Source organism: Cellulomonas telluris, assembly GCF_004886325.1.
Classification (GTDB): domain Bacteria; phylum Actinomycetota; class Actinomycetes; order Actinomycetales; family Cellulomonadaceae; genus Cellulomonas; species Cellulomonas telluris.
Genome location: NZ_QXFN01000001.1, coordinates 915,312 through 938,655 on the forward strand (window position 1 = coordinate 915,312; position 23,344 = coordinate 938,655).

Consider the following 23,344-nt stretch of genomic DNA (forward strand, 5'->3'; position numbering starts at 1 on the left):
GCGGCGCGACGTCAGATGCCGGCGTCCTTCAGCGTGCCCGTCACGCCGCCCTCCTGCTGCACCACCAGGCACTGCACCACGTCGTCGCCCTGGTCGAAGCTGAGCTCGGAGGGCACGAGGTAGCTGTAGTACAGGGCGGACTCGTCGTAGCTCATGCCGACGAACGTCGTGAACTGCTCGAGGCAGAACGCGTCCGCGAGCGTCTCGACCGTCGGGAGCTGGTCCTCGGTGATCGTCATCTCGGCGTAGATCTCCGAGTCGTGCGGCTCGCTGCAGGGCACCGTCGGCAGCGACGAGATCTGGTCCGCCTCCGACTGGTCCATGTAGTTCAGGCAGTCGCCCACCTGGAGCGTGAAGACGTCGGCCTCGGCGGAGGCGGTCACCTCGCCGCCGGGCTCCGCGCGGGGCGCCGGCGGGGCGTCGTCTCCGACGACGGCGTCGAGGACCGTGCCGCACCCGGACAGGGCGACGGCGGCGGCGAGGACGGTCAGGGGGAGCAGCGCACGGCGGTGGTTCACGGTCACCGGAGGAGTGAACCAGCAGGTCAGGGACGTTCCGGCGCGATTTGGACGCGCGTGCGGGTGAACCTGCGCACGCACGGTGTGCCGTGCGTCACGATGGGCCGCGCTGCTAGCGTGGGCGCCGGCGTGACACGACGCCGACCGAGCTGACCAGGAGTGCCGCACCCGTATCCGGGTCCCCGTGCCCCCGCAGGAGCGGGTGCGCGGTCAGCTTCGTCGTGCGCGCACTCCTGGGACGTCCCGCCACCTGCACGCGCACGGCCTCGTCCCGAAAGGTCGTCACCATGGCGCGCGTCCGTCTCCTGACCGCGACGGCATCCCACCTCTCCGCCCTCCTGCGCTCGCCGCAGGACCTGTCGGCCCTGCTGGGCGTCCCCGTCCCCGCGGGGTGGCCGGAGTTCCCCGAGGCCGTCCCGGCCACCCTGCGCATCCTCACCGAGCACCCCGGGCAGGCGCCGTGGTGGATGCACCTGTTCCTCGACGACGACAGCGGCCTGCTCGTCGGCTCCGGCGGGTTCGCCGGTCCGCCCGTGGACCGCACCGTCGAGGTCGGCTACGAGATCGCGCCCGAGCACCGGCGGTGCGGGTTCGCCACCGCGGCCGTCCGCGCGCTGCTCGCGGCCGCGGCCGCGTCGGGCGAGGTCGACCGGGTCGTGGCGCACACGCGCGACGGCGACGAGCGCTCCGGCGGCGTGCTGCGCGCGGCCGGGTTCGCGCAGGTCGCCCGGGTCGAGCACCCCGAGGAGGGGACGCTGCTGCGCTGGGAGCGCGGCGTGCCCGGCCCGGGGGAGTGACGCGCACGAGGGCGCCGGCACGTGGCCGGCGCCCTCGTGGTCACGCGCGGGGCACGCTCACGCGTGGGGCGTCCTCACAGGTGCGGCAGGACGTGCCGCACGTGCCGCTCCGCCAGGGTGGCCAGGGTGCGGTCGGCGGGGTCGGCCCAGATGCTCTCGTTGAAGATCTCGACCTCGACGTCGCCGGCGTACCCGGCGTCGCGCACCCACCCGGTGATCGTCGCGAAGTCGACGTACCCGTCGCCGACGTGCCCGCGCGAGTTCAGGGGCTCGGCGGCCAGCGGCAGCACCCAGTCGCACACCTGGTACGACGCGATGCGTCCCTCGGCGCCGGCCCGCGCGACCTGCCGCTGCAGGTCCGGGTCCCACCACACGTGGTACGTGTCGACGACGACGCCCACGACGTCGGCGTCGAACGGCGCCGCGAGGTCCAGCGCCTGCCCGAGCGTGGAGACGACCGCCCGGTCGGCCGCGAACATCGGGTGCAGCGGCTCGAGCACGAGCCGCACGCCGTGCTCGGCGGCGTACGGCGCGAGCTCCGCGATGCGGTCCGCGACGCGCTGCCGGGTGGCGACGAGGTCGCGGGCGGGGTCGGCGGCGCCGTCGCCGGGGTACGGGCGCGCACCGGCGCCGGGCGCGGGGCACGCCGGCAGGCCGCCGACGACCATGATCAGCTCGTGGGTCCCGAGGGTCGCCGCCTCGCGGATCGCGAACCGGTTGTCCTCGAGCGCCGCGGCCGCGGCCTGCGGGTCCGGCGTGGTGAGGAACCCGCCGCGGCACAGCGACGACACGCGCAGCCCCTGGTCCGCGACGATCCGGGCGGCCTGCTCGGCGCCGACCTCCTGCACGCGGTCGCGCCACACGCCGATCGCGGACAGCCCGGCGTCGGCGGCGGCCGCCGCGGCCTCGGCCAGCGTCAGGTGCTTGGTCGTCGCGGTGTTGAGCGAGAGCCGCGCGAGGTCCGCGCGCCGCCCCTCGGCCGCCTGCGCGACCGGGGCGACCGCGACCGTGCCGGTGCCCGCCCCGGTCACAGCGTGATCTCGGGGACGTCCAGGCGCCGGCCCTCGTCGGAGGAGCGCAGGCCCAGCTCGGCGAGCTGCACGCCGCGCGCCGCCGAGAGCAGGTCGAAGCGGTGCGTCCGGCCGAGCGCGACGTCCGCGAGGAACTCCTCCCACTGCGCCTTGAACCCGTTGTCGAGCTCGGCGTTCGCGGGGATGTCGATCCACTGGTCGCGGAACTTCTCGGTGGTCGGCAGGTCCGGGTTCCAGACGGGCTTCGGAGTGGCCGACCGGGGCTGCGCGACGCAGTGGAACAGGCCCGCGACCGCGGAGCCGTCCGTGCCGTCCACCTGGAACTCGACGAGCTCGTCGCGGTGCACGCGCACGGCCCACGAGGAGTTGATCTGCGCGATCACCGGGTCGCCGCCGGGCGTCTCGAGCTGGAAGATCCCGTACGCCGCGTCGTCGGCCGTCGCCTCGTACGGCTCGCCCTTCTCGTCCCAGCGGGTCGGGATGTGCGTCGCGGTCTGCGACGAGACGGTGCGGACCTTGCCGACGATGCCCTCGAGCACGTAGTTCCAGTGGCAGTACATGTCGACGGTCATGCCGCCGCCGTCGGCCTTGCGGTAGTTCCACGACGGGCGCTGGGCGGGCTGCACGTCGCCCTCCCACACCCAGTAGCCGAACTCGCCGCGCAGCGACAGGATGCGGCCGAAGAAGCCCTCGTCGACGAGGCGGCGCAGCTTGACCAGACCCGGCAGGTAGAGCTTGTCGTGCACGACGCCCGCGGTGACGCCCGTGGTCTCGCGCAGGCAGGCGAGCTCGACGGCCTCGGCCAGCGTCTCGGCCGTCGGCTTCTCGGTGTAGACGTGCTTGCCGGCCTTCATCGCCTCGGTCAGCGTGCCCGCGCGCAGGCTCGTCATCGACGCGTCGAAGACGATGTCGGTCGCCGGGTCGTGGATCGCGGCCTGCAGGTCCGTCGTCCAGTGCTCGACCCCGTGCTTCTCCGCGAGCTCGCGGACCTTGTCGGCGTTGCGGCCGACGAGCACGGGCTCCACCTGCACGCGCGTGCCGTCGGGCAGCGTGATGCCGCCCTGGTCGCGGATCGGCAGGATCGAGCGGACGAGGTGCTGGCGGTAGCCCATGCGGCCGGTGATGCCGTTCATCGCGATGCGCAGCGTGCGGGTGGTCATCGGGTCTCCCTGTGGTCGGGGCCGGCACCGTCGCCCGCCCGAGGAATGCGCTTTCCGGATCGTACGGACGGCCGGGCGGCACCGTCAAGACGCGACGGTCCCCGACGACCCCGGACTTCGTCAGCACCGCGGCCCCCCGGTCCTGACGAACTCCGGCCTCGCCGCCGTCTGCCCCGGGGGGAGGGCGGTGAACCCGGAGTTCCCGGCGTCCAGGCGGCGGCCGGCGCCGAGAAGTCCGGGTTCGCCGGGGCGGTCGCGGTGTCGCGGTCAGCGGGTCAGGTCGCGGAGGGCGGCGACGGCCGCCGAGCGGAACTCCGTGGACGCCGCGACGTCCGCCGGCACGACCTGGCGCAGCGCGAGGACGCCGTCGACGGCCTCCTCCGGCGAGCCCGCGGCGGCCTCGGCGAGCACCGGTGCCAGCGGGTCGTCGAGGGCCACCGTGCGGCCGCCGACGACCAGCCCGCCCTCGCTCGCGGCCCGCACGTACGCGACCCAGCCGGCGAACGCCGTGGCCGCCGCGTGCGGGACCGCGCCGGCCGCGAGCCGGTCGGCGACCGTGCCGAGCAGGCGCACGGGCAGCTTCTGCGAGCCGTCCATGGCGACCTGCACGGTCGTGTGACCGGTCGCGGGGTTCGCGAACCGGTGCAGCACCGAGTCCCGGTAGGCGGGCAGGTCCATGCCGTCGGGTGCGGTGAGCGTCGGCAGGACGTCCTCGTCGACGAGGGCGCGCGCCACCGCGGCCAGGTCCGGGTCCGCCACGGCCTCCGCGATCGTCGCGTGCCCGCGCAGCGCGCCCAGGTACGCGAGCGTCGAGTGCGTCGCGTTGAGCACGCGCAGCTTCGCCCGCTCGTACGGCGCGACGTCCTGCGTGAGGGTCGCCCCGGCGCGCTCCCACGCCGGTCGCGGCCCCGCGAACGCGTCCTCCACGACCCACTGGAAGAACGGCTCGCCCACGACGAGGCCCTCGTCCCGCAGTCCCAGCAGCGCCTCGGCCTCGGCGTGGTGCGCCTCGGTCGTCGCCGGGACGATCCGGTCGACCATGGTGGACGGGAACCGCACCGACTCCTCGACCCACGCGCGCGCCTTCTCGGCGCCGGGCACCGCGGCCAGCGCGTCCCCGACCAGCCCCGCCAGCACCGTGCCGTTGTCGGTGAGGTTGTCGCAGCACACCACGGTCAGCGGCGCCGCCGACGTGCGGTGCCGGCGGACGAGCCCGCGCACCAGCATGCCGACGGGCGTGCGTGCGGCGCCGGCGGCCCCGCCGGTCAGCTCGGCGCGGGCGTCGGCCAGGTCCGCCGCGACGTCCTCGGCGCCGACGTCGAGGCCCCCGCCGGCGCCGCGCCGGTAGCCCTTCTCCGTCACGGTCAGCGTGACGACGTGGGTCGTGGCCGCCGCGAGCGCGTCGAGCACCCGCCCGGTGTCACGCCCCGGGTACGCCACGTCGCGCACGGACCCGACGAGCCGCAGCGACGTCCCGTCCGCGCCCGCCGTGAGCACGCCGTACAGGCCGTCCTGCGGCACGAGCTGCTCGGCGACGCGCGGGCTGCGCTGCGTGACGCCGAGGACGCCCCAGCCCGTCCCGCCGGTCGCCGCCGCGGCGTCCTCGGTGCACACGGCCTGGTGCGCGCGCGTGAACGCACCGAGGCCCAGGTGCACCTGGCCGACGGTGGTCGCGGCGGGGTCCACGGCGGGGCCACGGACGCCGTCGGGCAGGGGCCGGGCGGCGCGCTCGTGCCACGTGCGCAGGGACAGCCGGGGGTTCGTCATCGAAGGGCTCCGGGGCTCGGGGGTGGTGGGCGGCCGCGGTCAGGCGGGCGGCGGTGCGGTGGACGCGCGTACGACGAGCTCGACGGGCAGGGCGACCCGCGCGGGCTCGTCGGTGCGCGGCGGGTCGAGCAGCAGGTCGACGGCGGTGCGCCCGAGCCGGGCGAGCGGTGCCGCGACGGTGGTCAGCGCGGGCGTCACGAGCGTGGCGACGGGCGCGTCGTCGAACCCGACCACGGAGACGTCGTCCGGCACCCGGACCCCGCGCGTGCGCAGCCGGTCGAGCAGGCCGAGCGCCATGAGGTCGTTGTGCGCGAGGACGGCCGTCGCCCCGGCGGCGAGTGCGAGGTCCGCGGCGGCGACGCCGCCGGCGAACACGGGGGCGTGCGCGCCCAGGTCGACCACCTCGAGGCCGGGCAGTGCGTCGGTCAGCTCGCCGCCGAGCCCCTCGCGGCGCCGGGCGTCGGACCAGGACCCGGGTGGCCCGCCCGCGTAGGCGACGCGGCGGTGGCCGAGCGCGTGCAGGTGGCGCACGGCCTGGCGGACGCCGTCGCGGTTGTCGATGACGACGGAGGGCAGCCCCGCGGCCTCCCGGTTCACCAGCAGCAGCGGGCGGTCGTCGGCCGCGACGTCGGCGAGGTCGTCGGGGGACATGCGCGGCGAGCAGAGCAGGACCCCGTCGGCCTGCGCGCCGAGGTGCCCGACGAGCTCGGCCTCGAGCAGCGGGTCCTCCTCGGCGTCGGCGACGACGACGGCGTGCCCGGCGGCACGGGCGCGGGCCTGCACGGCCTTGGCGACCGCCGCGAAGAACGGGTTCTCGAGGTCGGGCACGACGAGGCACAGGTGCCCGGAGCGCCCGGTGATGAGCTCGCGGGCCGCGCGGTTGGGCCGGTAGCCGAGCTCGCGGGCGACGCGACGGACGAGCTCGCGGCGCTCGGGCGCCACCAGGTCGGGTGCGCTGAGGGCGCGGGAGGCGGTCGCGGGGGAGACGCCGGCGGCGCGCGCGACGTCGCGCAGCGTGACGGCCATCCGTCCTCCTCGTGGCGCTCCTGCCCGGCGTCCCGTGCCGCAGGAGGCGGACGGGTGTCCGTGATGAATGCGATTGCAGCACGGTTCACGCACCGCGCGCAACGTTGCCGTCGACCCCTTGCGGTCGCCGCCTCACGCCTGGCATGGTCGTGCGTGCAAACGCATTCATCCGTCGGAATGCGCCGCCCGACCGGGCTCACCGCCCGGGACCGGGCCCGCGGCGTCGGGCGCGCAGGGGCGCCCGCCGCGCCGACGTCCAGGAGGACTCATGCCCGCAACCGACGCCCGCTGGACGCTGCACCCGGACCGCGCACTGCCGGCGGACCCCGTGACGCGGGGCATCGCCCGCCAGATCTTCGACGCGACCCGCGAGCTGCCGATCGTGTCCATGCACGGCCACGTGGACGCCGGCATGCTCGCCCGCGACGAGCCGTTCGGCGACCCCGCGTCCCTGCTCGTCGTGCCCGACCACTACCTCGTGCGGATGCTCGTCTCGCAGGGCGTGCCGCACGACGCGCTCGGCGTCCCGCGGCGCGACGGGCAGCCGGTGGAGACCGACCCGCGCGCGATCTGGCGCACGTTCGCGGCGCACTGGCACCTGTTCCGCGGCACGCCGACGCGGTTCTGGATGGAGCACGTGCTCGTCGAGGTGCTGGGCGTGCGGCACAAGCTGTCCGCGCGGACGGCCGACGAGGCGTACGACACGATCGCGGAGCGGCTCGCCGACCCGGCGTTCCGGCCGCTCGCGCTGCTCGACCGGCTCGACATCGAGATCCTCGCGACGACCGACCCGGCGACGGCGACGCTGGCCGACCACGCCGACCTGGCCGCCCGCGGGTGGGGGCAGCGCGTGGTCCCGACGTTCCGCCCCGACGCCGTGCTGCACGTGGACCGCCCGGGCTGGCGGGACGACGTCGCGCTGCTCGGCGAGCGGGCCGGCACGGAGATCGGCTCGTACCGCGACTACGTGCGGGCGCTCGAGGCACGCCGCTGGGCGTTCGTCGAGGCGGGCGCCCGGGCGACCGACCACGGGCACCTGCGCGCGGACACGACGCCGATGGACCCGGCGGACGCCCAGGCGGTGTTCGCGGCCGCCCTGCGCGGCGAGGTCACGGCGGCGGAGGCGCAGGCGTTCAGCGCGCACATGCTGTTCGAGATGGCGCGCATGTCGACGCAGGACGGGCTCGTCATGCAGCTGCACCCGGGTGCGCTGCGCGACCACGACCCGCGCGTGGCGCTCGAGCGCGGCGCGGACGTGGGCTACGACATCCCGGTCGCGACGGAGTACGTGCGCTCGCTGGCGCCGCTGCTCGAGGCGTTCGGGCACCACCCGGACCTGCGGCTCATCCTGTTCACGCTCGACGAGGACACGTTCAGCCGCGAGCTCGCGCCGATCGCCGGCGTGTACCCGGCGGTGCGCCTCGGGGCGCCGTGGTGGTTCCTCGACACCCCGGACGGCATGCGCCGCTACCGGGAGGCCGTGACCGACACCGCCGGCTTCTACAACACGACCGGCTTCGTCGACGACACGCGCGCGTTCCTGTCCATCCCGGCCCGCCACGACCTGGCGCGGCGCATCGACGCGGGCTTCCTGGCCCGCCTGGTCGCCGAGCACCGGCTGGACGTCGACGAGGCCGTCGAGACGGCCGTCGACCTGGCCTACCACCTGCCGCGCATGGCGTACCCTCCTGTCACAGCAAGCGCTTTCCGCGGCACCGACGCCGCCGCTCCCCAGGAGGTCCTGCCGTGACCGGCACCGACAGCGCCACCGCGACCGACGCGGGCACCACCGTCCTCGAGCGCCTCGCCGCGCACCGCCTCGTCCCTGTCGTCGTCCTCGACGACGCGAAGGACGCCGACGGCCTCGGCGCCGCCCTCGTCGGCGGCGGCCTGCCCGTCGCCGAGGTCACGTTCCGCACCGCCGCCGCGGCCGACGCCATCCGCGCCCTGCGCGACCGCGGCGACGTGCTCGTCGGCGCGGGGACGGTCCTCACCCCGCAGCAGGTCGACGCGGCCGTCGCGGCCGGGGCGTCCTACGTCGTGTCCCCGGGCACGAGCCGCGCCGTCGTCGAGCGGTGCCACGAGCACGGCGTGCTCGCGCTGCCCGGCGCCGTCACCGCCACGGAGGTGCAGGCCGCGCTCGAGCTGGGCGTCACCACGGTGAAGTTCTTCCCCGCCGGCACCTCGGGCGGTGCGAAGGCGATCGCCGCGCTCGCGGCGCCCTTCGGCGACCTGCGCTTCGTGCCCACCGGCGGTATCGGCCCGGCGAACCTCGAGGAGTTCCTCGCGCTGCCGTCGGTCGCGGCCGTCGGCGGGTCGTGGATGGTCCCGCGCGACCTCGTGCGCGCCGGCGACCTCGAGGCCGTGCGCGGCCTCGTCGCCGACGCCGTCGCCCTCGCGACCGACCTGCGCCCGACCGTCTGACGCACGCCCGCCCGCCGACGCCGCCCGCCCGCCCCCGGACCTCTCAGGAGCCGACGATGCCCGACCTGACGATCCGCCCCGCCGCCGAGACCCGCTACGACGCCGTCAGCCTCGGCGAGGTGATGCTCCGCCTCGACCCGGGCGAGGGCCGCATCCGCACCGCGCGCCAGTTCCGCGCGTGGGAGGGCGGCGGCGAGTACAACGTGGCCCGGGGCCTGCGCCGGGCGTTCGGCCTGCGGGCGGCGGTCGTCACCGCGCTCGCGGACAACGAGGTCGGCCGGCTCGTCGAGGACTTCATGCTCCAGGGCGGGCTCGACACGCAGTTCGTGCGGTGGGTGCCCTACGACGGCGTCGGCCGCGCGGTCCGCAACGGCCTGAACTTCACCGAGCGCGGCTTCGGCGTGCGTGGCGCGGTCGGCGTCTCCGACCGCGGCCACACGGCGGCGTCGCAGCTCAAGCCCGGCGACGTCGACTGGGAGCACCTGTTCGGCGAGCTCGGGGTGCGCTGGTTCCACACCGGCGGCATCTTCGCGGCGCTGTCCGACTCGGCGGCCGAGACGGTGATCGAGGCCGTCACGGTCGCGCACGAGCACGGCACGGTCGTCTCCTACGACCTCAACTACCGCCCGTCGCTGTGGAAGGCCGTCGGCGGCCAGGCCCGCGCGCAGGAGGTCAACCGGGAGATCGCGCCGCACATCGACGTGATGATCGGCAACGAGGAGGACTTCACCGCCTCCCTCGGGTTCGAGGTCGAGGGCGTCGACGAGAACCTCTCCGACCTCGAGGTCGACAAGTTCGCCGCCATGATCGAGAAGGTCGCGGCGACGTACCCGAACTTCCAGGTCATCGCGACGACCATGCGCACGGTCCGCACGGCCACCGTCAACGACTGGGGTGCGATCGCCTGGTCGCGCGCGTCGGGCCTCGTGCAGGCCACGCACCGCCCGGGCCTGGAGATCCTCGACCGCGTCGGCGGCGGCGACTCGTTCGCGTCCGGCCTCGCGTTCGGCCTGCTCGACGGGCAGCCCCTGCAGACCGCCGTCGAGTACGGCGCCGCGCACGGCGCGCTCGCCATGACGACGCCCGGCGACACGACCATGGCCACGAAGGCCGAGGTGCTCAAGCTCGCCGGCGGCGGCAGCGCGCGCGTCGACCGCTGAGCCGACCGGCCGCCCGGGTGGGCGCCGCGCCCGCCCGGGCGGCCGTCTCGCCGTCGCGCAGGTCCCGGCGGCGGTGGCCCTTGCTGCCCTAGCCTGACCGCCATGGCCTCCAGCGTGACCCTCAGCGACGTGGCGCGTGAGGCCGGCGTCTCGCTGGCCACCGCGTCGCGCGCGATCAACGGCAGCGCGAACCGCACCGTCCGCCCCGACCTGCGCGAGCGCGTCCTCGCCGCCGCCGAGCGGCTGCGCTACACCCCCGACGCGAACGCGCAGGCGATGGCCCGCGGGCGCACGACGTCCCTCGGCCTCGTCGTGCACGACATCGCCGACCCGTTCTTCTCGTCCATCGCGGCGGGCGTCACGCGCGCGGCCGACCGCGCCGCGCTGCAGGTGACGCTCGCGAGCACGCAGCACGAGCCCGCGCGCGAGGTCGAGCTCGTGCGGCTGCTGCAGCGGCAGCGGGCGCGCGCGATCGTCATCGCCGGCGGCCGGCACGACGACGACGCGGAGAACGTCGCCATGCGGGACGCCCTCGCCGACTTCCGGGCCGCCGGCGGCGCCGTGGCGCTGGTCGGGCAGCCGGTGCTCGGCGTCGACACGGTCGCGGTCGACAACGCGGCGGGGGCGGACGCGCTCGCGCGGGCCCTGCACGCGCGCGGCTACCGCCGGCCAGGGGTGCTGGGCGGACCGCAGGACCACCTGACGGCGCGCGAGCGGCGGGAGGCGTTCACGTCGGCGTTCGCCGAGCTCGGCGCGCCCGTCGACCCCGCGCACGTCGTCCCCGGGGAGTTCACGCACGAGGGCGGCGAGGCCGCGATGCGCGAGCTGCTGCACGTGGGCCCGGACGTCGACGTGGTGTTCGCCGTCAACGACGTCATGGCGCTCGGCGCGCTGGCGGCCGCGCGCGACCTGGGTGTGCGCGTCCCGGAGGACGTCGCGCTCGCGGGCTTCGACGACATCCTCACGCTCCGCGACGTCGTGCCGCCGCTGACGACCGTGCGGGTCCCGCTCGTCGACGTCGGGGTGCTCGCCACCGAGCTCGCCCTCGAGGAGCACGCCGGCGAGCCGCGCGTGCGCGCCGTGCCGACCGAGGTCGTGCTGCGCGCGTCGACGCCCGACCGCACCGCCTGACCGCCACGACGTCCGGCGCGGCGACCCTCGGACCGGAGACCGCCGGGCCGCCTGAGGGTCGGAGCGCGTGACTGCGTACCTCCGAGCGCCCGGCGCCGACACGAGGGTCGGAGCGCGTGACTGCGTACCTCCGAGCGTCCGGCGCCCGGCCCGGCACTCGGTCGGCGTGTCCGGCGGCGCGTCGCGCCGGAGGCGGGGCCCCTCCCGCACTCGTACGCCCGGTGTGCGCACACGGGGCGTACAGCCGCAGGAGAGGCTCCTCCCCACCTCGCGACACGCCGGTGTTCCGACGGCCGGCGCCGTGGGGGACGATGCGGTGGTGCCCCCCGACGGCCGGCTGTCCGCGCACGCGTGGGTGGGACGCGCCCCCGCCGGTGCGGCCGCCGTCGTCCTCGCGGCCGTCGCGGCCGTCGCGGCGTGCACGCCGGGTGCGACGGGCCCGGCGGCGCCGACGAGCGGCGGCTCGTCCGCGACCGGCGCACCCGCCTCGCCCGGACCGCTGCCCCGCTCCGTCACCGAGGGCCTCACGGTCGAGATCGCGCAGGCGCGCAGCGACCGCGTCGCCCGCGTCGTGGAGCTGCGCGTGCACAACGGCAGTGCCGCCGACCTGACCGTCCTCGAGGGCCGCCTGACGAGCGCGACGACCTCCGGCCCCGCGGTCACCGAGGAGCCGCGTGAGGTCGGTGCGGGCCGCACCCGCGCGCTGCGGGCGGCGCTGGCCGCGCCCGTCTGCCCACGCGGCGGCGTCACCACTGCGGTCGACCCCGCACCCGTCGTCGAGCTCGACGTCGTCGACGCCGACGGCCGCCGCGCCACGGTCCGCGTCGCGCCGACGGAGGAGACCGACGACCTGCGCCGCGTGCACGGCGAGGACTGCGCCGCCGCGGCCGTCGCCGCCGGCCTGGAGCTGGGCCTCGAGGAGACGCTGACGACCCGCGACGACGGCACCGCGGAGGTCGTCCTGCGGGTGCGGCCCGTGCCCGGAGGGCCGCACGTGCGGCTCGTCCAGGTCGGCGGCACGACGCTGCTGCGGCCGGCGTCCGGCTACGGCCCGTGGGTCCTCGACGTCGACTCCGCCGCCCCGCCGCCGGACGGGCGCGTGGTCCTGCCGGTCGCGCCCGCGCGGTGCGACCTGCACGCGATCGCGGAGGACAAGCGCGGGACGGTCCTGCCCGTGCACGCGGCGGTCGACGGGGTCGCCCTCCCGCCGGTGTTCGTCGCGGCCCCGCCCGCGCTGCGGGGCGCGCTGCACGACTTCGTGCTGGACGCGTGCGGGTCGGCGGACGACGCGCGCTCCTGACCGTCCCGGTCCGAGGCCGTCAGCTCCGGTCCGGGGCCGTCAGCGCGTGCGTGCCTCCTCGCGGGCGGCACGCCCGGTGACCAGGTCCTCGACGCCCAGCAGGTGCGTCGCCATGCGCAGCCGCGCGCGGTCGGGGTCGCGGTCCACGACCGCGGCGAGGATCGCCTCGTGCTCCGCGGTGACGCGGTCGCCGGCGACGTCGTGCAGCTCCTCCCACGCGCGGCGGCGTGCGTGGGTGCCGGCCAGGCCGTCGACCAGCGCGGCGAGCACGGTGTTGCCGGACCCGTCGGCGATGGCTCGGTGGAACGCCAGGTCCGCGGCCACGAGCACCTCGGGGTCGGGCGCCGCCTGCACCAGCGCGCGGTTCGTCTCGTCCAGCGCGGCGCGGGCGCGGGCGATCTGCGGGTCCGTGCGGCGCAGCGCCGCAAGGCCGGCCGCCTCCGTCTCGAGCATCCGGCGCACCGCGTGCAGCTGGGCCCGGTCGCCCGGCACGTCCGCGACGAACGCGAGGGGGGTCAGGAGCGTCGCCGGGTTGAGGTCGGTCACGTACGTGCCGTCGCCGTGGCGCGCCTCGAGGATGCCGAGGACGACGAGCGCGCGGACGCCCTCGCGCAGCGAGCCGCGGGACACCCCGAGCTCGGCCGCGAGCTCCTTCTCCGCCGGCAGCCGGTCGCCCGGGCGCAGCCCGCCGTCGAGGATCAGCCGCTGGATGTCCTCGACGACGCCCTGGGTGCGTGACACGTGCCCGTCCTCGTCCGGTCCGCCATGACCCGCCGACCTGGACGGCCGACCCGTTCGATGCTAACGCTCGGCGACGAGGGGCGGGATGCCGTAGACCTCGACGGCGGTGCGGCCCAGCACGCAGGCCCGGCCGGCGTCGTCGAGGTCCGCGAGGAGCGTGCCGACGGTCGTCCAGGCCTCGTCCCAGGACGCCTGCCCGTGCAGCGCGGTCGGCCAGTCGCTGCCCGCCATGAGGCGGTCCGGGCCGAAGGTCGCGAGGGCGTGGTCGACGGCGGGGCGGACGTCGTCCACCGTCCACCCCGGGCGGGCGACGCGGCCGAGCCCGGCGAGCTTCGCGACGACGTTGGGGACCTGCGCGACCTGCTCGAGCGCGGTCGCCCAGCGGGTCCACGTCGCCGTGTCGCCCGCGTGCAGCGCCGCGAGCGGGGGTGCGCCGAGGTGGTCCACGACGACCGTGAGCTTGGGGTGCCGCTCGGCGACGGTGACGACGTGCGCGAGCAGCTCCGGCGTCGTCGCGGGCAGGTCGAGGACGAGGCGGCGCTCGGTGAGCAGGTGCAGCCCGTCGTCCACGGTGTCGCGCACCAGCCAGCCCGCGTCCGCCTCCCGGTCGACGTGGTGGCTGATCCCGACGACCGGCTCGCCCCGCCAGTGGTCGAGCTGCGTGGCGGCCTCGTCGGGGCGGTCCAGGGGGACCCACGCGACGACGCCCACGACGGCGGGGCAGCTGAGCGCCTGGAAGAGCAGGTGCTCGGAGTCGGCCCGGTTGTCGGCGGACTGCACGAGCACCACGCCGTCCACGTGGTGCTCGTGCAGCGCTCCGCCCACGTCGGCGACGCGGTACGCCTCGTGCAGGAGGGAGGGGTCCTGCGTCATCCACGGGTAGTGGACCGTCTCCGGGTCCCACACCTGCAGATGTGCGTCCACGACGTCGTAGGGCATGGTTCGACCGTATCGGTGATCGGATGTCTGGAACGTCCCGGAGGTCGGATCCTCATGGAACCCTCATCGGGGACGGTAGACATCCGATGACTGGCCGGGCGTGCTGCGCCGGGTCCGTCACCGCCCGACGGCGTACCCCTGCATGCCGCGCGGGTTGGCCGCCGCCTCCAGGAGCCCGTCGGCCCGCACGCCGGCGGCGCTGATGCGCCCGAGCGTCCACGGTCCGGCGTCCTGCACCGCGTGCCCGCGCGCCGCGAGCGCCGCGAGGACCTCCGCCCCCAGGCGCGACTCGGCGGCGAGGCCGCGCGGGGTGTGCGTGCGGGGGTGGAACGAGCCGTGCACGTGCGTCGAGTGCCACGACGCGCCGTCGATCGCCGCCTGCAGGTCCGCCCCGCCGACCAGGTGCCGCAGCAGGAACGGGACGGTCCACTGGTCCTGCTGGTCGCCGCCCGGCGTGCCGAACGCGAACCCGGCGCCGCCGGCGCCGAGCACCATCGCGGGGCTCAGGGTCGTGCGCGGGCGCGTGCCGGGCACCAGGCTCGACGGCAGCCCGGGCTCGAGCCAGAACATCTGCGCGCGCGTGGGCAGCGCGAAGCCCAGCCCGGGGACGACCGGGCTCGACTGGAGCCAGCCGCCCGACGGCGTCGCGGACACCCGGTTGCCCCACCGGTCGACGACGTCGACGTGGCAGGTGTCGCCGGGGGACAGGCCGATCGGCGACACCGTCGGCTCCCCGAGGCCGCCGCCCGGCGCGCCGCCCGTCCTCCCCGGCGTGCCGCCCTCCGCCTCGGCGCGCGCCTCGAGCAGGGCGCGCGGCAGCACCGGCTCGCGCCCGTCGGGGCTGCCGGGCCGGTAGCCGCCGTCGGCCTCGGCGCCGACGAGGCGGGCGCGCTCGGCCGCGTACGCGGGGGACAGCAGCGCGTCGAGCGGGACGTCGCCCGAGTCGCCGTACCAGGCGTCCCGGTCGGCGAACGCGAGCTTGGCCGCCTCGGTCACGAGGTGGACGAGCTCCGTGGTCGGCCCGACGGCGACGAGGCCGTGCCGCTCGGCCGTGACGACCTCCCTGACCAGGTCCTCGACGCCGAGCGCGTCGAGCAGGCGCAGCTGCTGCAGCAGCACCGGGCCCTGGCCCCACGCGGCCGTCTTGTGCACCTCGACGCCCGCGAACGGCACCGCCACCGTCGGCTCCTCGCTCGCGCGCCACGCCGCCATGTCGTCGCCGCGCAGGAAGCCCGCGTGCGCGGACCCGGTCGCGTCGACGACGGGCGTGCCCGACACGAACGCGTCGACCGCCTCGGCGACGAAGCCCTCGTAGAACGCGCGGCGCGCCGCCTCGATCTGCGCCTCCCGGTCCGGGCCGGCGGCCTGCGCCTCCGCGACGAGCCGCTCGAAGGTCGCCGCGAGCGCGGGGTTGGCGAACCGGCTGCCGGCCTCGGGCGCGCCGCCGGCCGTCAGGTAGACCTCGGCGCTGGTCGGCCAGTGCTCGGTGAACATGTCCGCGACCGTGGCGATCGTGCGGGCCGCGGCGGGCACCAGCGGGTACCCGTCGCGCGCGTACCCGATCGCCGGGGCCAGCACCTCGGCGAGCGTCATCGTCCCGTGGCGCGCGAGCAGGTCGAGCCACGCGCCGAACGCGCCGGGCACGACCGCCGCGAGGTGGCCCGTGCCCGGGACGACGTCGACGCCCAGCGCCGCGAACGCCAGCGGCGTCGCCGCGGCCGGCGCGGTGCCCTGCCCGCACACGACGAACGTGCGCCCGTCGGAGGCCCGGTGGCCGATGACCGGCACGTCGCCGCCAGGGCCGTTGAGGTGCGGCTCGACCACGGACAGCGTGAAGCCGGCCGCGACGGCCGCGTCGAACGCGTTGCCGCCGGCCTCGAGCGTGCGCATGCCGACCGCGCTCGCCAGCCAGTGCGTCGAGCCGACCATGCCGAAGGTGCCCGTCAGGACGGGTCGCGTCGTGAACACCGGTCGATCCTGCGACGCGGGGGCGCGGACGGCCAAACGGGCGGCGGGTCCGGGGCGGCGTCGCCGACGGGTCCGGACGTCCCGGTCAGGCCGGCGCGGACGGGCCGTCGAGCGGCTTCTGCAGGAGCACGGCGCGGAACGTCGCGAAGTCGCGGTGCCCGACGGCCGTGAACCCGTACGCCTCGTAGTAGGCGCGCAGGGCGGGGTTCGTGTCCCGGCAGTCCAGGCGGAACAGGCCGACGCCGGCGTCGCGGCCGCGCTCGGCGGCCCAGTCCAGGAGCGCGCGCCCCAGGCCCGACCCCCGGCGGGACCGGGCGCTCATCAGCCCGTGCACGTACACGGCCGGCGCGTCGTCGTCGCCCCAGAACTCCGGGTCCGACCACAGCAGCCGCAGCGTCCCGACGACCTCGCCCGGGGCGCCGCGCACGACGTGCCACTCGCCGGCGGCGAGCTGCGCCTCCACGCGCTCGCGTGGCAGCGACCCGCGCGGCCACTGGACGACGCCCGCCCGCGCCATCCAGTCCTCGAGGGAGGTGCGCAGCGCGAGGATCGCGTCCACGTCGTCCGGCCCTGCGGGCTCGACGGCCGCGTCCGTGCGCGGGCCCGTGCCGGTGCTCACTGCCCGCCCGGGAAGCCGAGGACGCGCCACGCCTCGTAGGTGGCGACCGCGGCCGCGTTGGACAGGTTCATCGACCGCCGGCCCGGGAGCATCGGGATGCGCACCCGGTCGGTGACGCGCGGGTGGTCGACGACCTCGTCGGGGAGCCCGACCGGCTCCGGCCCGAACAGCAGGACGTCGCCGTCGCGCCAGTCGACGTCCGTGTGCCAGCGCTCCGACCGCGTGGTGAACGCGAACACGCGCGCCTCGGGCAGCGCCGTGAGCAGCGCGCCGAGGTGCGGGTGCACGACCACGTGCGCGAGGTCGTGGTAGTCCAGGCCCGCCCGGCGCAGCCGCGCCTCGGACAGCTCGAAGCCCAGCGGCTCGACGAGGTGCAGGGTCGCGCCCGTGCCGGCGCACATGCGGATCGCGTTGCCCGTGTTGCCGGGGATCCGCGGCTCGAACAGGGCGACGTGCAGCACGGGGACGATCCTCCCACCCGCCGCGCGGGTCAGCGGGCCGCGTCCGGCCGGGCGGCGTCCGGAGGGGCGGCGTCCGGCCGGTCGGCGTCCGGCCGGTCGGCGTCCAGCAGCGTGGCCGCGGCGCGGCGCGCGAGGGGGACGGGATCGGCCGGCTCACCGCGCAGCAGGCTCGCGAGGACGCCGTTGTAGAGCAGCAGGAGCGTCGCCGCGGTCCCGTCGGGGTCCGGGAGGCCGGCGTCCCGCGCCAGCGCCGCCAGGCGGCCGGTGACGAGGCGCGTGTCCTGCTCGACCAGCTCGAGGACCGGGTCCTGGCCGCCGTCTGCGGGCGCGGGCCGCTCGGACGCGGTCGCGAGGAAGCAGCACCACTGCGTGGGGGTGGCCGCGGCGCGGAACGTCGCCACGGCGTCGAACACCGCGAGCAGCCGGGCGCGGGGCGTGCCGGCCCGCGCGACGGCGGCATCCCAGTGGACGAGCCAGGCGTCGAGGCGGCGGCGCAGCACGTCGCGCAGGAGGGCGTCCTTGGAGCCGACGTGCTTGTAGAGCGTCACGACCGCGACACCGGCCGCCGCGGCGACGGCGTCCACGCCGGTGACCGCGATGCCGTCGCGGAAGAACAGGCCCTCCGCGGCGTCGAGGATCCGCTCTCGGGTGTCGCCGGGTCGCCGCACAGCGCTAGCGTAACGGTCGTTATGGCGAAACGAGCGTTATACCCCGAGGCGGCGCCGCGGTCCCCGGCGCCCCGGCCCGTCGCGGGAGCGGCCGTCGCCCTCGCCGGGATGCTGCTGATCGCGGCGACGTACGGCATGGCCCGGTTCGGCGTCGGGCTCTCCGCACCCGCGCTCGAGGCCGAGCGGCCCGGGCTCGCCGGCGCGCTCGGCTGGGCCGGCGCCGTGCAGTTCACCGCCTACGCGGTCGCCGCGCTGGCCGTGGCCCGCGTGGTCGACCGGCGGCCGCGCGCCGGGCTCGCGCTCGCGGGGACCGCGGCGACGGTCGGCTGCCTCGGCGTGGCCGTCGCGACGGACCCGGCGGTGCTCCTCGTCGCGGTGGCCGTCGCGGGCACGGGCGGGGCCCTCGCGTCCCCGGCGCTCGTGCCCGTCGTCGACGCCGCGGTGCCGGAGCGGTCCCGCGCCGCGGCGCAGTCCGTGGTGAACACGGGGACCGCCGTCGGCGTGGTCGGTGCCGGCGCCGTCGCCGCCCTCGTCCCCGCGACCGCCACGGCGTGGGTCCTCATGGCCGTCCTCTGCGCCGCGACGGCCGGTGCCGCGTGGTGGGCGGCCCGGCGCGCCGCGAGGCGGCCCGCGCCCGAGGCCGGCGGCGCCGACGCGCCCGGGCAGGCACCCGCCCGCGCCGCCGCGCTCGTCGTCCCCGCGGTGGCGGCCGTCCTCGCCGGAGCCGGGTCGGCGATGGTGTGGTCGTTCGGCCCGCTCGTGCTCACCGGGTCGGGCGCCGTCCCGCACGAGCGCACGGGGTGGCTGTGGGTCGCGCTCGGCGTGGGCGGCGTCCTCGGGACGCTGACCGGTGCCCTCGTCCGCCGGGTGGGCCTGCGCGGCGGGTGGGCGGCGTGCGCGGGCGCCCTCGCCCTGGCGACCGCCGGCGTCGCCGGTGCGGTCGCGACCGGCGGCGCGACCCTCGCGCTCGCCGCCACGGCCCTCTTCGGCGCCGCGTACATGGCCGCGTCGGGCGTGCTGATCCTGTGGGCGCGCGAGGCCTGGCCCGGCCGCGGCGGCGCCGGCACGTCGGTGCTGTTCGTGGCCCTGGCCACCGGGCAGGCGGCCGGGTCGGCCGCGCTGGGTGCCGCCCGGGGCGGCGTGGACCCGGTCGTCCTCGCGGTCGCGGCGGCGGGTCTGTGCCTGGCCGGGGGAGCGGCCGGCCTCGTCCGGCCCCCGCGCGTGCGGCCCTGACCCGCGGTCAGGACGCCGGCGGGTACCCCTGCCGCTTCAGCAGCCGCGCGAGGTGCGCCGTGTTCGCGGCGAGCGTCCGGGTGGTGGTCGTGACCGTCTCCGGGGTCTCGTCGAGGTCCTGGTAGTCCGCCGAGCCCATCGCCTCGCCCACCCAGTACGTGACCGCGGCGGCGGGGATCGTGAAGCCGACGTCGTTCAGCGCCTGGAACACCTCCGCGCTCACGTGGTGGGCGCCGTCCTCGTTGCCGACGACCGCGACCGCGGCCACCTTCCCGTAGGTGAGCAGGCGGCCCTCGTCGTCCTGCTCCGACAGCTCGGCGTCGAGGCGCTCCAGCGCCCGCTTCGTGACGCTGGACGGCTGGCCCATCCAGATCGGCGTGGCGACGACCAGGATGTCCGCCGCCAGCATCTTCTGCCGGATCGCCGGCCACGCGTCCCCCTCGCCCATGTCCTTCTGCACACCCGGCCGCACGTCGTGGTCCACGACCCGCACGACCTCGCCGGTCACCCCGTGCTCGCCCAGGGCGGCCAGCACCTGCCGCCCCAGCAGCTCGGAGCTGGACGCGGTCGGCGAGGGGGTGAGCGTCCCGACGAGGACGAGGGCGGTCAGGTCCGGTGCGGAGGTCTCGGTCATGCGTCCACCCTGGGCCGACGGGGCGCGGCGCGCGACCGCTGCGGACGCCCGCCGGGGGGCGGGACCGCCGTCGGTGCGCGCTGCTAGCGTGCCGGGCGGCCGGTGACGTGACGGGGCGTGCGACGGGGGACGGATGGGCGACGACGTGGTGGACCGGGACGAGTCCCTCGGGCTGCGGCTCGACGCACCGGCGCAGATGTGGACCGACGCGTTCCCCGTCGGCAACGGGCGCCTCGGGGCGATGGTGCACGGCGGCACCGGCCGCGAACGGCTGCAGGTCAACGACGACACGTGCTGGTCCGGCGCCCCCGGCGCGCACGCGCTCGCTCCGCTCGCGGACCCTGAGGGACCGGCCGCGGTCCTCGCCGCCGCCCGGCGCGCGCTCGCCGACGGCGACGTCCCCGGCGCCGAGCGGCACGTCCGGCGCCTGCAGAGCGGGTACAGCGCGGCGAACCAGCCCCTCGTCGACGTGCTCCTCGAGCAGCCGGCCGCCGACGCCGCGGAGGGGTACCGCCGCGTCCTCGACCTCGCCGACGGCGTCGCGACGACCACGTGGACGGCCGGTGACGGCACCCGGTGGCGGCAGGACGTGCTCGTCAGCCACCCCGACGGCGCGCTGCTCCTGGACCGGTGCACCGACGCGGCCGACGGCACCGGCACGGCGCCCGCCGGTGCGACCGCGACCGTCGCCGTCACCTCCCCGCACCCGTGGGTCCGCCCGCCGGCGCCGCTGCCGGGCGGCGCGCCCGGCCTCGTCGCCCTCGTGCGGATGCCCGCGCGCGTCCTGCCCGACTACCTGGGCGTGCCCGACGCGATCTCCTACGACGGCCCCGGGGTGCTGGCGGCGGTCGCGCTCGCGGTCGTGGCCGACGGCGCGGCGGAGGTCGCCGACGGCGGTGTCCGCGTCGCCGGTGCCCGGCGCCTGCGGGTGCTGCTCACCACCGCGACCGACCACGTCGTGGCGGACGGCCGCCTGCACGGCGACGCCGACCGCGTCGTCGCGGACGCGCTCACCGGGCTGGGGGCCGCGCTCGCGGACCTCGACGGGCTGCCGGGCCGGCACGTCGCGGACCACGCGTCCCTGATGGGGCGCGTCCACCTGGACCTGCGCGCACCCGTGCCGGACGCCCCGCTCGACGCGCGCCTCGTCGCGCACGCCCGCGGGCAGGCCGACCCGCACCTCGCGGTCCTGGCGTTCCAGTACGGCCGGTACCTCACGGTCGCCGGCTCGCGGCCGGGCACGCTCCCGCTGCACCTGCAGGGCATCTGGAACCCGCACCGGCAGCCGCCGTGGAACGCGAACTACACGATCAACATCAACACCGAGATGAACTACTGGCCGACCCTCGTCGGCGACCTCGCGGAGTGCCACGAGCCGCTGCTGTCCTGGCTCGACCGGCTCGCGGTCGCGGGGGAGCGCACGGCGCGCGGGCTGTACGGCGCGCGCGGGTGGGTGGCGCACCACAACAGCGACCCGTGGTGCTTCACGGGGCCGGTCGGCGCCGGCGAGGACAGCCCGAGCTGGTCGACGTGGCCGTTCGGCGGGGTCTGGCTCGCGCGGCACGTCGTCGACCACCACGACTGGACGGGCGACGACGACGCGCTGCGTCGGCACTGGCCGGTGGTCCGGGGCGCTGCGCTGTTCCTGCTGGACTGGCTCGTCGACCTCCCGGACGGCACGCTCGGCACCTCGCCCGCGACCAGCCCCGAGAACCAGTACCTGCTCCCCGACGGCACGGTCGCGAGCGTCGGGGTCTCCACGACGTCGGACCTCGCGATGGCGCGCGACCTGCTCGAGCACGTGCGCCGGCTCGCGCCCGTGGCCGGCGACCGCGACGAGGACCTGCTCGCGTCCGTCGACGGGGCGCTCGACCGGCTGCCCACGGAGCGCGTCGCGCCCGACGGGCGGCTGGCGGAGTGGTCGTCGGACGTGCCCGACGCCGAGCCCGAGCACCGCCACCAGTCCCACCTGTACCGGGTGTTCCCGGGCACGTCGATCGACCCCGACGCGGCGCCCGCGCTCGCGGCGGCGGCCCGGCGGACGCTCGACGCCCGCGGCCCCGACTCCACCGGCTGGTCGCTGGCGTGGCGCCTGGCGCTGCGCGCACGGCTGCGCGACGTCGGCGGGGTGGCGGACCTCGTCGACGCCTTCCTGCACCCGGTCGACGACGACCTCGCCGCGGCGGTCGGCGCGGGCGGCGCCGACCCCGGCCGTCCCGCGCCCCGCCACGTCGGCGGCGTCTACCGGTCCCTGCTGTGCGCGCACCCGCCGTTCCAGGTGGACGGCAACCTCGGCTTCACCGCGGGTGTCGCGGAGGCGCTCGTGCAGGCGCACCGCCTCGGCGCCGACGGCGTCCGCGAGGTGCACCTGCTGCCGGCGCTGCCGGCGGCGTGGCCGGACGGGCGAGTCACGGGTCTGCGGCTGCGCGGCGGCCTGCGGCTGGAGGAGCTCGTGTGGCGGGACGGGCGCGTGGTGCGCGCCGTGCTGCGGGCGGGCCGACGGACGGTCGTGGACGTGCGGACGGGGGCCGGCGCCGCGCGCCGCCAGGTCGTGCTGCCCGCGGGGGCGCCGGTCGCCGTCACACCCTGAGCGGGCGCCCGGACGGGGGAGGGCCGGCCGTCAGTCGGCCCGGTACGGCGCGGACGACTCCCGCACGACGAGCTCGGTGGCGAGGTCGATCCGCAGGTTCGCGGGGTGCTCGCCGGCGGCGAGGCTGAGCAGCATCTGCGTCGCGGTGGCCGCCATCTCCCGCAGCGGCTGGCGCACGGTCGTCAGGGAGGGGCCGAGCCACTGGGCGAGCGGGATGTCGTCGTACCCGACGACCGACAGGTCGTCGGGGATGCTCAGGCCGAGCTCGCGGGCCGCCCGCATCACCCCGAGGGACTGGTAGTCCGAGCCGGCGAAGATCGCGGTCGGCCGGTCCGGGCGCGACAGCAGGTCGATGCCGTGCGTGTACCCGCCGAGGACGTGGAAGTCGCCCCACCGGGTGAGCGCGGGGTCGGGCCGGATCCCGGCCTCCTCGAGCGCGCTGCGGTAGCCGTCGACGCGGGCCCGGCTGCACAGCACGTCGGCGGGGCCGGCGATGACGCCGATCCGCCGGTGCCCGAGCGAGAGCAGGTGCCGCGTGGCGATGAGCCCGCCGTTCCAGTTGTTCGAGCCGACGGTGGGGACGCCGGCCGGCGGCTCGCCCCACGTGTCGACGACGACGAACGGGATGGACCGGGACTCGAGCTGGTGGCGCTGGGTGACGTCGAGGGACGAGAGCACGAGCAGCACGCCGAGGGGGCGGCGGGCGAGGATGTCGTCGATGAGGTCCTGCTGCGGCCGGTGGGACCCGCCGAGCTCGGACAGCACGACGCCGACCCGCCGGGCGGACGCGGCGTCCTCGACGCCCTTGATGACCTCCTGCGCCCACGCGTTGTCGAGCTCGTGGAAGACGAGGTCGATGAGCGAGGGGTCCGTCGACGTGCGGGAGCGCCGCCGCTTGTAGCTGTGCTCCTCGAGGATCGCCTCGACGCGGGCGCGGGTCGCGGGGGCGACGTCGGCGCGCCCGTTGAGCACCTTGGACACGGTCGGGACGGAGACCCCGGCCAGTGCCGCCACGTCGGCGATCGTGACGGCGCGGGCGGTGCCCGTCGGTTCGGTCGGTGCCGGCACCGCGCCCCCTTCGTCCACGTCTGCGCAGCCGTTGCGCAAGTTTCGACAGGACCGTAGCACCCGGCCGTGCGGGAGGGCATCACCCGGTCGATTCCTCCCAAGGTCTCGG

The 23,344-nt window shown here is 77.0% G+C and carries 21 protein-coding genes; 8 read left to right on the forward strand and 13 right to left on the reverse strand.

Features of this window, described 5'->3' with window-relative positions; all coding sequences use genetic code 11:
• Window positions 1–11: 11 nt before the first annotated feature.
• Window positions 12–524 carry a septum formation family protein gene (locus FB586_RS04350; RefSeq protein ID WP_136518048.1) on the reverse strand — a complete coding sequence of 171 codons (513 nt, stop codon included), beginning with the start codon at window positions 522–524 and terminating at the stop codon, window positions 12–14.
• A gap of 281 nt (window positions 525–805) precedes the next feature.
• Here FB586_RS04350 and FB586_RS04355 point away from each other — a divergent pair, with 281 nt between their 5' ends.
• Window positions 806–1,315: a GNAT family N-acetyltransferase gene (locus FB586_RS04355; protein WP_136518049.1), complete on the forward strand. Its 510-nt coding sequence runs from the start codon at window positions 806–808 to the stop codon at window positions 1,313–1,315.
• Between the two features lie 74 nt (window positions 1,316–1,389).
• On the opposite strand, the gene FB586_RS04360 is transcribed toward FB586_RS04355, so the two are convergent.
• The 4 genes from FB586_RS04360 to FB586_RS04375 all read right to left on the reverse strand — a co-directional run bounded on the left by FB586_RS04360 (window position 1,390) and on the right by FB586_RS04375 (window position 6,299).
• Window positions 1,390–2,235, reverse strand: a complete 846-nt coding sequence (locus tag FB586_RS04360) for a sugar phosphate isomerase/epimerase family protein (RefSeq protein WP_246036511.1) — start codon at window positions 2,233–2,235, stop codon at window positions 1,390–1,392.
• 107 nt (window positions 2,236–2,342) lie between these two features.
• On the reverse strand, window positions 2,343–3,506 hold the full coding sequence (locus FB586_RS04365) for a Gfo/Idh/MocA family protein (protein ID WP_136518051.1): 1,164 nt from the start codon (window positions 3,504–3,506) through the stop codon (window positions 2,343–2,345).
• A gap of 267 nt (window positions 3,507–3,773) precedes the next feature.
• A complete protein-coding gene (locus FB586_RS04370; RefSeq protein WP_136518052.1) occupies window positions 3,774–5,273 on the reverse strand; it encodes a mannitol dehydrogenase family protein in 1,500 nt (499 codons plus the stop codon).
• A 39-nt stretch (window positions 5,274–5,312) separates the two neighbouring features.
• Window positions 5,313–6,299 carry a LacI family DNA-binding transcriptional regulator gene (locus FB586_RS04375; protein ID WP_136518053.1) on the reverse strand — a complete coding sequence of 329 codons (987 nt, stop codon included), beginning with the start codon at window positions 6,297–6,299 and terminating at the stop codon, window positions 5,313–5,315.
• A gap of 268 nt (window positions 6,300–6,567) precedes the next feature.
• Between FB586_RS04375 and uxaC the strand changes: the two genes are divergently transcribed.
• The 5 genes from uxaC to FB586_RS04400 all read left to right on the forward strand — a co-directional run bounded on the left by uxaC (window position 6,568) and on the right by FB586_RS04400 (window position 12,314).
• Window positions 6,568–8,049: a glucuronate isomerase gene (gene uxaC / locus FB586_RS04380; protein ID WP_136518054.1), complete on the forward strand. Its 1,482-nt coding sequence runs from the start codon at window positions 6,568–6,570 to the stop codon at window positions 8,047–8,049.
• Complete coding sequence (gene eda / locus FB586_RS04385) at window positions 8,046–8,723, forward strand: bifunctional 4-hydroxy-2-oxoglutarate aldolase/2-dehydro-3-deoxy-phosphogluconate aldolase (RefSeq protein WP_136518055.1); 678 nt, start codon at window positions 8,046–8,048, stop codon at window positions 8,721–8,723. The genes uxaC and eda overlap by 4 nt, the downstream gene beginning before the upstream one ends.
• 56 nt (window positions 8,724–8,779) lie before the next feature.
• Window positions 8,780–9,883 carry a sugar kinase gene (locus tag FB586_RS04390; RefSeq protein WP_136518056.1) on the forward strand — a complete coding sequence of 368 codons (1,104 nt, stop codon included), beginning with the start codon at window positions 8,780–8,782 and terminating at the stop codon, window positions 9,881–9,883.
• 102 nt (window positions 9,884–9,985) lie between these two features.
• Window positions 9,986–11,014: a LacI family DNA-binding transcriptional regulator gene (locus FB586_RS04395; RefSeq protein WP_136518057.1), complete on the forward strand. Its 1,029-nt coding sequence runs from the start codon at window positions 9,986–9,988 to the stop codon at window positions 11,012–11,014.
• Between the two features lie 319 nt (window positions 11,015–11,333).
• Window positions 11,334–12,314: a hypothetical protein gene (locus FB586_RS04400; protein ID WP_136518058.1), complete on the forward strand. Its 981-nt coding sequence runs from the start codon at window positions 11,334–11,336 to the stop codon at window positions 12,312–12,314.
• Between the two features lie 39 nt (window positions 12,315–12,353).
• Here the strand turns inward: FB586_RS04400 and FB586_RS04405 are convergent, their stop codons facing one another.
• The 6 genes from FB586_RS04405 to FB586_RS19290 all read right to left on the reverse strand — a co-directional run bounded on the left by FB586_RS04405 (window position 12,354) and on the right by FB586_RS19290 (window position 17,710).
• Complete coding sequence (locus FB586_RS04405) at window positions 12,354–13,055, reverse strand: FadR/GntR family transcriptional regulator (protein ID WP_136518059.1); 702 nt, start codon at window positions 13,053–13,055, stop codon at window positions 12,354–12,356.
• A 60-nt stretch (window positions 13,056–13,115) separates the two neighbouring features.
• A complete protein-coding gene (locus FB586_RS04410) occupies window positions 13,116–13,994 on the reverse strand; it encodes an amidohydrolase family protein (RefSeq protein ID WP_136518060.1) in 879 nt (292 codons plus the stop codon).
• 117 nt (window positions 13,995–14,111) lie between these two features.
• Complete coding sequence (locus tag FB586_RS04415; RefSeq protein ID WP_222928293.1) at window positions 14,112–15,923, reverse strand: gamma-glutamyltransferase family protein; 1,812 nt, start codon at window positions 15,921–15,923, stop codon at window positions 14,112–14,114.
• A gap of 124 nt (window positions 15,924–16,047) precedes the next feature.
• Entirely contained in the window at window positions 16,048–16,581 is a 534-nt protein-coding gene (locus FB586_RS04420) for a GNAT family N-acetyltransferase (RefSeq protein ID WP_246036426.1), read from the reverse strand.
• Complete coding sequence (locus FB586_RS04425; RefSeq protein WP_136518062.1) at window positions 16,578–17,042, reverse strand: tRNA (cytidine(34)-2'-O)-methyltransferase; 465 nt, start codon at window positions 17,040–17,042, stop codon at window positions 16,578–16,580. The genes FB586_RS04420 and FB586_RS04425 overlap by 4 nt, the downstream gene beginning before the upstream one ends.
• 29 nt (window positions 17,043–17,071) lie before the next feature.
• Window positions 17,072–17,710, reverse strand: a complete 639-nt coding sequence (locus FB586_RS19290; RefSeq protein ID WP_168800449.1) for a TetR/AcrR family transcriptional regulator — start codon at window positions 17,708–17,710, stop codon at window positions 17,072–17,074.
• Between the two features lie 21 nt (window positions 17,711–17,731).
• Between FB586_RS19290 and FB586_RS04435 the strand changes: the two genes are divergently transcribed.
• A complete protein-coding gene (locus FB586_RS04435; RefSeq protein ID WP_136518063.1) occupies window positions 17,732–18,943 on the forward strand; it encodes an MFS transporter in 1,212 nt (403 codons plus the stop codon).
• A 7-nt stretch (window positions 18,944–18,950) separates the two neighbouring features.
• Here FB586_RS04435 and FB586_RS04440 read toward each other — a convergent pair whose 3' ends face one another.
• Window positions 18,951–19,577 carry a flavodoxin family protein gene (locus tag FB586_RS04440; protein ID WP_136518064.1) on the reverse strand — a complete coding sequence of 209 codons (627 nt, stop codon included), beginning with the start codon at window positions 19,575–19,577 and terminating at the stop codon, window positions 18,951–18,953.
• A gap of 133 nt (window positions 19,578–19,710) precedes the next feature.
• On the opposite strand from FB586_RS04440, the gene FB586_RS04445 reads away from it, so the two are divergent.
• Entirely contained in the window at window positions 19,711–22,167 is a 2,457-nt protein-coding gene (locus FB586_RS04445) for a glycosyl hydrolase family 95 catalytic domain-containing protein (protein WP_136518065.1), read from the forward strand.
• 30 nt (window positions 22,168–22,197) lie between these two features.
• Here FB586_RS04445 and FB586_RS04450 read toward each other — a convergent pair whose 3' ends face one another.
• Complete coding sequence (locus tag FB586_RS04450) at window positions 22,198–23,235, reverse strand: LacI family DNA-binding transcriptional regulator (protein ID WP_136518066.1); 1,038 nt, start codon at window positions 23,233–23,235, stop codon at window positions 22,198–22,200.
• Window positions 23,236–23,344: the final 109 nt, after the last annotated feature.

Excerpts from the sequence above, each read along its gene's own strand:
- FB586_RS04355 (WP_136518049.1), top strand. The coding sequence starts at position 806 with ATGGCGCGCGTCCGTCTCCTGACCGCGACGGCATCCCACCTCTCCGCC.
- FB586_RS04365 (WP_136518051.1), bottom strand. The coding sequence starts at position 3,506 with ATGACCACCCGCACGCTGCGCATCGCGATGAACGGCATCACCGGCCGC.
- FB586_RS04370 (WP_136518052.1), bottom strand. The coding sequence starts at position 5,273 with ATGACGAACCCCCGGCTGTCCCTGCGCACGTGGCACGAGCGCGCCGCC.
- FB586_RS04375 (WP_136518053.1), bottom strand. The coding sequence starts at position 6,299 with ATGGCCGTCACGCTGCGCGACGTCGCGCGCGCCGCCGGCGTCTCCCCC.
- uxaC (WP_136518054.1), top strand. The coding sequence starts at position 6,568 with ATGCCCGCAACCGACGCCCGCTGGACGCTGCACCCGGACCGCGCACTG.
- FB586_RS04390 (WP_136518056.1), top strand. The coding sequence starts at position 8,780 with ATGCCCGACCTGACGATCCGCCCCGCCGCCGAGACCCGCTACGACGCC.
- FB586_RS04395 (WP_136518057.1), top strand. The coding sequence starts at position 9,986 with ATGGCCTCCAGCGTGACCCTCAGCGACGTGGCGCGTGAGGCCGGCGTC.
- FB586_RS04410 (WP_136518060.1), bottom strand. The coding sequence starts at position 13,994 with ATGCCCTACGACGTCGTGGACGCACATCTGCAGGTGTGGGACCCGGAG.
- FB586_RS04415 (WP_222928293.1), bottom strand. The coding sequence starts at position 15,923 with ATGGTCGGCTCGACGCACTGGCTGGCGAGCGCGGTCGGCATGCGCACG.
- FB586_RS04435 (WP_136518063.1), top strand. The coding sequence starts at position 17,732 with ATGGCGAAACGAGCGTTATACCCCGAGGCGGCGCCGCGGTCCCCGGCG.
- FB586_RS04440 (WP_136518064.1), bottom strand. The coding sequence starts at position 19,577 with ATGACCGAGACCTCCGCACCGGACCTGACCGCCCTCGTCCTCGTCGGG.
- FB586_RS04445 (WP_136518065.1), top strand. The coding sequence starts at position 19,711 with ATGGGCGACGACGTGGTGGACCGGGACGAGTCCCTCGGGCTGCGGCTC.